General features: G+C 58.4%; 6 protein-coding genes. 3 read left to right on the top strand and 3 right to left on the bottom strand.

Going from position 1 to position 6,452, the window contains the following annotated elements:
* Window positions 1–280: 280 nt before the first annotated feature.
* Window positions 281–847 carry a recombinase family protein gene (locus tag AC1DBN_RS19830; protein ID WP_477724027.1) on the top strand — a complete coding sequence of 189 codons (567 nt, stop codon included), beginning with the start codon at window positions 281–283 and terminating at the stop codon, window positions 845–847.
* Between the two features lie 232 nt (window positions 848–1,079).
* Here the strand turns inward: AC1DBN_RS19830 and AC1DBN_RS19825 are convergent, their stop codons facing one another.
* The 3 genes from AC1DBN_RS19825 to AC1DBN_RS19815 form a co-directional block, all read right to left on the bottom strand.
* Window positions 1,080–1,901 carry a hypothetical protein gene (locus tag AC1DBN_RS19825; RefSeq protein ID WP_477724026.1) on the bottom strand — a complete coding sequence of 274 codons (822 nt, stop codon included), beginning with the start codon at window positions 1,899–1,901 and terminating at the stop codon, window positions 1,080–1,082.
* Between the two features lie 585 nt (window positions 1,902–2,486).
* On the bottom strand, window positions 2,487–3,491 hold the full coding sequence (locus AC1DBN_RS19820; protein ID WP_477724025.1) for a malic enzyme-like NAD(P)-binding protein: 1,005 nt from the start codon (window positions 3,489–3,491) through the stop codon (window positions 2,487–2,489).
* A gap of 341 nt (window positions 3,492–3,832) precedes the next feature.
* Window positions 3,833–4,699 (bottom strand): alpha/beta fold hydrolase, encoded by an 867-nt coding sequence (locus AC1DBN_RS19815; RefSeq protein ID WP_441860058.1) that lies wholly within the window; start codon window positions 4,697–4,699, stop codon window positions 3,833–3,835.
* Between the two features lie 136 nt (window positions 4,700–4,835).
* Here AC1DBN_RS19815 and AC1DBN_RS19810 point away from each other — a divergent pair, with 136 nt between their 5' ends.
* Both AC1DBN_RS19810 and AC1DBN_RS19805 read left to right on the top strand, forming a co-directional pair.
* Window positions 4,836–5,657: an IclR family transcriptional regulator gene (locus AC1DBN_RS19810; RefSeq protein ID WP_441860056.1), complete on the top strand. Its 822-nt coding sequence runs from the start codon at window positions 4,836–4,838 to the stop codon at window positions 5,655–5,657.
* 80 nt (window positions 5,658–5,737) lie between these two features.
* On the top strand, window positions 5,738–6,340 hold the full coding sequence (locus AC1DBN_RS19805; RefSeq protein ID WP_441860054.1) for a nuclear transport factor 2 family protein: 603 nt from the start codon (window positions 5,738–5,740) through the stop codon (window positions 6,338–6,340).
* The last annotated feature ends 112 nt before the right edge of the window (window positions 6,341–6,452 follow it).

Raw genomic sequence — 6,452 nt, 5'->3', positions numbered from 1 at the left:
AAACCCCAGGGAGAGGCCCCCACCGCCTAAGACGCGGTCGGTTCAGTAAGGAAGTGGGCAGATCTCATGGCCACCGGCGGGCAGTTCCACTGGCCGCCAGCGGGCACTTTCGTGGCCGCCTATGGGCAGTTTTTCATGGCCGCTAACACATGTGCGCCAAACCTGAGATTCCCGTGAAGCTGAACAGGGATTGTCCTGATAGCCGGAAAGTCCAGCGCCTCTTGACGCGCCCCTGCGCTGCCTTGAAACTCAATCTCACACGTAAGGGGTTGGAGGCGACATGGCAGGGCAGCGCATCGGGTACGTACGCGTGAGCACGCTGGACCAGAACGAGAAGCGCCAGCTCGAAGGCCAGGTTTTGGACCGGGTCTTCACGGACAAAGCCTCCGGCAGAGACACTGCCAGGCCAGAACTGAGCGAGCTCTTACGGTTCGCCCGCGAAGGGGACACCGTCCTGGTTCATAGCATGGACAGGCTCGCACGCAACCTCGATGACCTACGTGCCCTCGTCCAAGGGCTCACCGGCAAAGGCGTGCGGGTGGAGTTCATCAAAGAGAGCCTGGTGTTCACCGGCGAAGACTCCCCCATGGCCAACCTCATGCTCTCCGTCATGGGAGCCTTCGCCGAATTCGAACGCTCCCTCATCAGGGAACGCCAGCGGGAAGGGATCGCCCTGGCTAAGCAGCGCGGCGCTTACAAAGGACGGAAAAAGATCCTCGCGCCGGAACGGGCAGCTGAGCTCGTCCAGCGCGCCGGCACCGGCGTTCCAAAAGCCCTCCTGGCCCGTGACTACGGGATCAGCAGGGAGACCGTCTATCAATACCTCCGCCACGCAGAGTTGGAGTGATCGGTCCCTTGCTGCGCTCTCAATGTGTCATAGTCCGCACAGCCATAGGTGACGGAAGGTGCCATTAAGGCATTCCAAAACGTTCGCGGCAGGCCTTAAAAGACCTTCTTTCTACCTCCGCCGAGAAGCGATAAAAGCCGTCGGCAGGACCGTCGTCGGTGGGCGTTGCATTGCCCGCCATAAGCTGAGCGGCGACCCTCCCGGCAGCACTGGCGGGGTCGGACCACGGAATTTAGCCTTGCTTGTTGTCGATACCCTCATTGACGAGCTTCACGAACTCATCAGTCCGGCCTAGTAGCGCCGCCATTTCGTTTTCTACCTTGTAGAGCTCGAGTGTGTCTTGCTTGGAACGGTTCTCTACTGTCCTCAGAGCCTCAGCGTAGGCCTGCAGCTTTTGGTACTGATTCTTCAGACCTGCACTCGCCGGTGTCCGTTCCTGGCGTTGCATCTGAGGGGCGCCAGCCAGGCTGCCCTCGATTCTCGTAAGCCGGTCCACGACTTGCTCAAGCACGTCTGCTACGGCATCCGCACTGTCAGAAGGCTCCGCCCTGATTTGGCTGAACATCTCAAAACTGGTCAGAGGCGTTACGAGGTCTTTCGTGTTTTCGATGGCGTACTTCGCGTACTCACGGAGCTGCTCTACAGCTTCCTCCACCGAGGCCAAGTCGGTGATGTCATAGAAAATTGTCCTTTGATCAACGATATCGAAAGGGACCGTTTCACCTTTGCTAATCAAATGGACAACCGGCTTCCGCCAGCCATGAGCAATAGCCAGCTCGTAAAACACATTTGGGTTATGCCCAGTTAGATCAGCTACAACGAGATCAGCTTCGTACAGCTTTCGGATCACATGTTGCCCGATGGAGTCCGGGCTCTTCCCTTCATCAGCCCGGTGAACCTCCCACTCGTCCCCCTTCAAGGCTTCACGAAAAATATACTTCAAGGCATACCGTGCCTTTCGGTAAATTTCTGATCCAGGGGCACCGATGGGCGAAACCACGAACACGGACTTCGGTCCAAGCTTCTGAAAAGTTTTTGGGGCAGGACTTGGCATGACAAATATGCTACGGGACCTACAGGTGCGGAATTGCTCTTATGCCATCAAACTAGCCATTCGCGCCTTTGGAGCAACCTTGTCGACCAGTTCAGAGGGACCTGGCAGACGCTTGGACCGCGAAGAAAACTAACAGACCCCCTCACCCAGTCTCGCGTCGCGGTGGAGAATCACATTTCTGACCTCTTCCCAGCTTTACAGAATATCCATTATCGGCGTCCGGCACCGGAGCATAGGTAGCTGCAATAGCTTCCTATTCATGGATGAATTGGACGCCTTGGTAGCTCGAGCGCTGTTACGCCAACGATTGGTTCGCCCTGATATCGACGGCGGCGTTTCCGAGGGGCAGGTGCCCGGCACACTGTACGGACGCCTTACGTTGGTTGCCCACCAGCGGAAGAGGCGCGGCCTGGCTAACCGGTTAGTACTCGTTGGAGAGGCGGATGACGGAAACCCCGAGTGCGGTTGGCGGCATCCGAGAGAAGGTAGACCGCGATGGCCGCGGGTTCATTCATGCCGAAGCCAGAGTTCTCGGCAACTGCTTCGAGCGCAGCCTCCCCGTCCGGCAGGCGCGTTCCATCCGTGCTACGTAGGTGAGTTGGACAGCTGGAATCCTTTGGACAGGAGAACTGTAGGCTCCAGCGATCTGCGCGCGGTAGTTTCAACCGCTCTTGCCACTGCACGCGTTACGCCGCTGCCCTGCCAGTCCGGAAATACCTGATCACGCTCTAGGTCCTTCTCCGCGACGATGTCGGCTATGACGCGCGCCGCCGCGACCTTCATGTCCAGGGTGATGCACTTGGAACCGCCGTCCAGGGCACCCTGAAATGTGCCTGGGAACGCGAGGAACTTGTTGATCCGGGTGGAGATCACGGGCCTCCCAGCCCCAGCGGTCGGCTCCGTGGCGGGAACAAACAAGGGGTGTGACGGAACGAGTTCAAGAGCAACGGCGTCCGGGGCTAGCCCGTCAAGGTGCAGGTCAGTGATCACCTCACCGCCCGATGCGATAATGGCGTCTGCCCCGTTGACCGCTTCCTGCAATCCGCCTATCCGATTACCTGGGTTGGTGAGCCATGCTAGATCATCCTTCACGGCATTCAACTCACTACGTTCCCGGGAAACAATGCCTTGGGAGTCTACGAGAATGATGTCTGCGATGCCCTGGGCGAGGAGAAGTTCGGCTATTCCGGTGCAGGCGGGGCCATCTCCTGCTATGACCACTTTGAGTTGCCCAACCTTTCGGCCCCTTAGCCGAGCAGCATTAATCAGCGCAGCAAAGACAACGATGGCAGATCCGTGTTGCTCATTGTGCATAACGGGAATTTGCAGCTCATCATTCAAGATGGTTTCTATTTCATAGCATTGCAAGGTTGAAATACTGTCGAGGCAAACGGCATCAACGTAGCGGCTGACCTGCTTCACACTTTCGACAAACTCAACCAGGTTTTGACTCCCCAAAGTTATCGGGATCAGTTCCAGCTGATCACAGACCCGAGAGCGGGCTTGCGTTGCTTCCTTACCGGGCCGGGAATCGCCGCTCCGTGCGCTGGGCTCAATGATCCGTGATGACATGCCACTGACCACCGCCACCTTTCGCAGGTTGCTATGTCGGTCGAGGTGGCGGCCCCGCGATACAGCCGAGCCGTTCTCAAGAAGGGCCGGCCCCGCCTCCACCCTCATGGAGGGTTTAGGAATGCCTCGAGGGTGTCCATGCTTGGCCCATGATTCTTTCACTTTTCTCGGCTTTCACTTTGTTCTCAAGGGTTATCGGTAGTCCTACCTCCGGACGGCGGAAGATATAGGACTTCTGTTCAGAAGGTCGTTTGGACTTCGTTGACCGTTTCTTCTCGCTGCGGCGCCCTCTTCATGGCTGGCACCTGAAGGTCATCGACGAATTTTGTCCGCACCTGGAGTGAGTTTCTTTGGTTGCGTCAAAGAGCTAAAGAATCGAGGAATTGCTCGATCATGGCAACTACTTCGGTACTTTTTTGCTCCATAAGAGGGATGCGGCCACCTTCAATTTCCACTATCTGAACAGATTTTGAGTTTGTATATGCGGCCGCAATCTTGGATGTGTGCGGGTAAGAGACCGGGTCTTCAGTGGGGGCGAGCAACAGGATTGGAGCGGTGACGAGCCCAACACGGTTTTCCATGACATACCGTGCGCAAGCACGGTGGCCCTCGGCTGGGTCGACGCCGGGCGTCAGCGCATCCCTGATGAAGCGGTCCAGGAGATCGGGCCGCCCCTCCGGATAGAAGGAGTACCGCTTCGCCCACAGTTGCTTGAGATGCTCACCGTCCTCCTGCCCGGTGACCACGTCTACGCCTTTGCCCGGGGACGTGCTTTCGCTCATTTGGCGGGTGGTGCGAAAAAGCGAATCGGCGAAGGCCCCGGCTGACAGGACTGACGCCGAGACGCGGTCAGGCAAGGCGGCAGCGACCTCGGAGGCCACAAACATTCCTGTGTGATGACCGACTAAAGCGAAGCGCTCCAATTGAAGGGCGTCAGCGAGTGCGATCACACCAGCTGCGTACTGCTCAATGGTCTGAGGGCAGCCTGGCGCGGGTTTGGCGGACATGCCGAATCCGTACATGTCCATCGCTATCACCCTGCGTTTCGCCGCCAGCAGTGGGTGCACCTCGCGGAACTCATCAAGAGAACGCGGCGTCTGGTGAAGCAGGATCACAGCTTCACCTTCACCTGCCTCGGCGTAATGCAACTGACCGAGTGGCGTCTCGGCATACCCGTAGCGGAGTGTTACTTCGGACATGGATTTCCCTTCGATGTTTGCTGTCAAGCATCGCCCTGCTGTTACTGCTCTACACAGCGAGTGGTCCGCTCACCGGACCGCTCGCGTAGGATCCGTGGTTAAATAATGAACAATCTGGATAGCGGCTCGAACCGCTGCGCCACCATGGACTAGGAGAATGCAAGTGAGTACTGTGCAGCGAAACGTCCAAGCACCGGGACGGCCGGACGTCAGTCAGCCCGACTCTGTACTCTCCAAGGCGCATCTGTTGCTGAGCGCATTTAGGCAGGGTGTTTCGACGCTGGGGTTAACGGAGCTTAGCCGCCGTTCCGGCGTCTCTAAAGCCAGCGCGCACCGGCTTGCTACGGAACTGGTGGAACTGGGCTATCTCACGCGGACTCTTGGCGGCTACCAGTTGGGTTTGCAAGTGTTCGAATTGGGTCGAATGGTCCCCGGTCCAGCGATCCTCCGCGATGTAGCGCGGCCAGCAATGCAGGATCTCCGGGTTGTGACTCGTGGAATCGTGCACCTCGCGGTCCCTGAGGGTGGCGAGTGTGTGTATCTCGACCGGATCGCTGGACGGAACGAAGTCGTGGTCATCAGTTCCGTAGGTGATCGTGTCCCGTTTCATACGACCGCGTCAGGTCGTATCTTCCTGGCACACTCGGATCCGGACACGATCGATCAGCTTGACCCCGCCGGCCTGGCGGCACTCGGTTCGCGCAACCACGCTGAGGCCACCGCGGTACTAGCCGGGATCAGGACCCGTCGCTATGCGGAAGAACGATCGACATGCTTCCGGGGGGCCAAGGCGCTGGCAGTTCCGGTTGTCTACCCGGACTCGGAGCAGGTGGTTGCAGCAATCTCTGTCACTGTGCCTCTTGAGCGTCGTGACGAGCAGCATTTGTTGCGCGCTCTGTGGGCAACGTCGAGCGATATCAGGGGGGGTCTCCTGCGGACGTACGACGACAGCATGCCGTATCAGTCAACGAAAAGCCACCACTAGCTGTCAGGCGAAATCAAAGGCCAATCCGCCCAACGGACCAGGCACTTCCGTTCGACCCGCACGGTAGGGAGAGTGGGGGCATGGACGAAAAAGCCACCACCATCGACACCCTCGTTAAGCGCATCGAGATCCTTGAGGCTGAAGCGGAAATCCGCCGGATACAGGCCCGCTACATGTTCCTCTGCGACACGCCATGTCCGGAGTTCGGAGTGGAAAGCGATCAGGAGCGTATCGAACTAATACTCGACCTGTACACCGAGGATGCGGTGTGGGAGGGGGTAGGCGAATACTACGAAAACCAGTTCGGCCGTTGCGTCGGGAAGGAAGAGCTGCGCGCTCATCTGAACCGGTTCTGGGCATCCGACCAGGACCCGAAACTCCTGCTGAACGCGCACTTTCTGACCTCAGAGCAGATCCACGTTCACGGCGACGAAGCGGACGGGCAGTGGATCCACTTTCAACCGTGGCTCTTCACAGACGGAACGTCTCTGATCCGGAGCAGTCGACTCAACAACGCCTTCCGCAAGGTCGACGGCGTGTGGAAGATCGCCCGAACCCGTACAGAGAACGTCGCGATCGTCGACCTTCCGAAGTTCTTCGCCACGAGCTACCCCGGCAAGTCTGTGCTCATGAAGCCTGCGGAAACGAACCAAAGCACCAACCACGTCCAAGTAGACGCATAACCGGTTGCACCTCTACCGGAGCTGGGCGAAAAACGGCCAACAAGCGCCGATATAGGCCAGCAGCCGCTCAGACCTTCATGGTTCCCGCGACGATGAAGGCAGCTTGACCCAG

This window comes from Pseudarthrobacter sp. 10T415 (assembly GCF_056394175.1).
The sequence above is the reverse complement of the archived record's forward strand: the minus strand, read 5'-3'. Positions and strand labels throughout refer to the sequence as shown.

Bases quoted from the DNA above. Each gene is read 5' to 3' on its own strand.
- AC1DBN_RS19830 (WP_477724027.1), top strand. From the start codon at position 281: ATGGCAGGGCAGCGCATCGGGTACGTACGCGTGAGCACGCTGGACCAG.
- AC1DBN_RS19825 (WP_477724026.1), bottom strand. From the start codon at position 1,901: ATGCCAAGTCCTGCCCCAAAAACTTTTCAGAAGCTTGGACCGAAGTCC.
- AC1DBN_RS19805 (WP_441860054.1), top strand. From the start codon at position 5,738: ATGGACGAAAAAGCCACCACCATCGACACCCTCGTTAAGCGCATCGAG.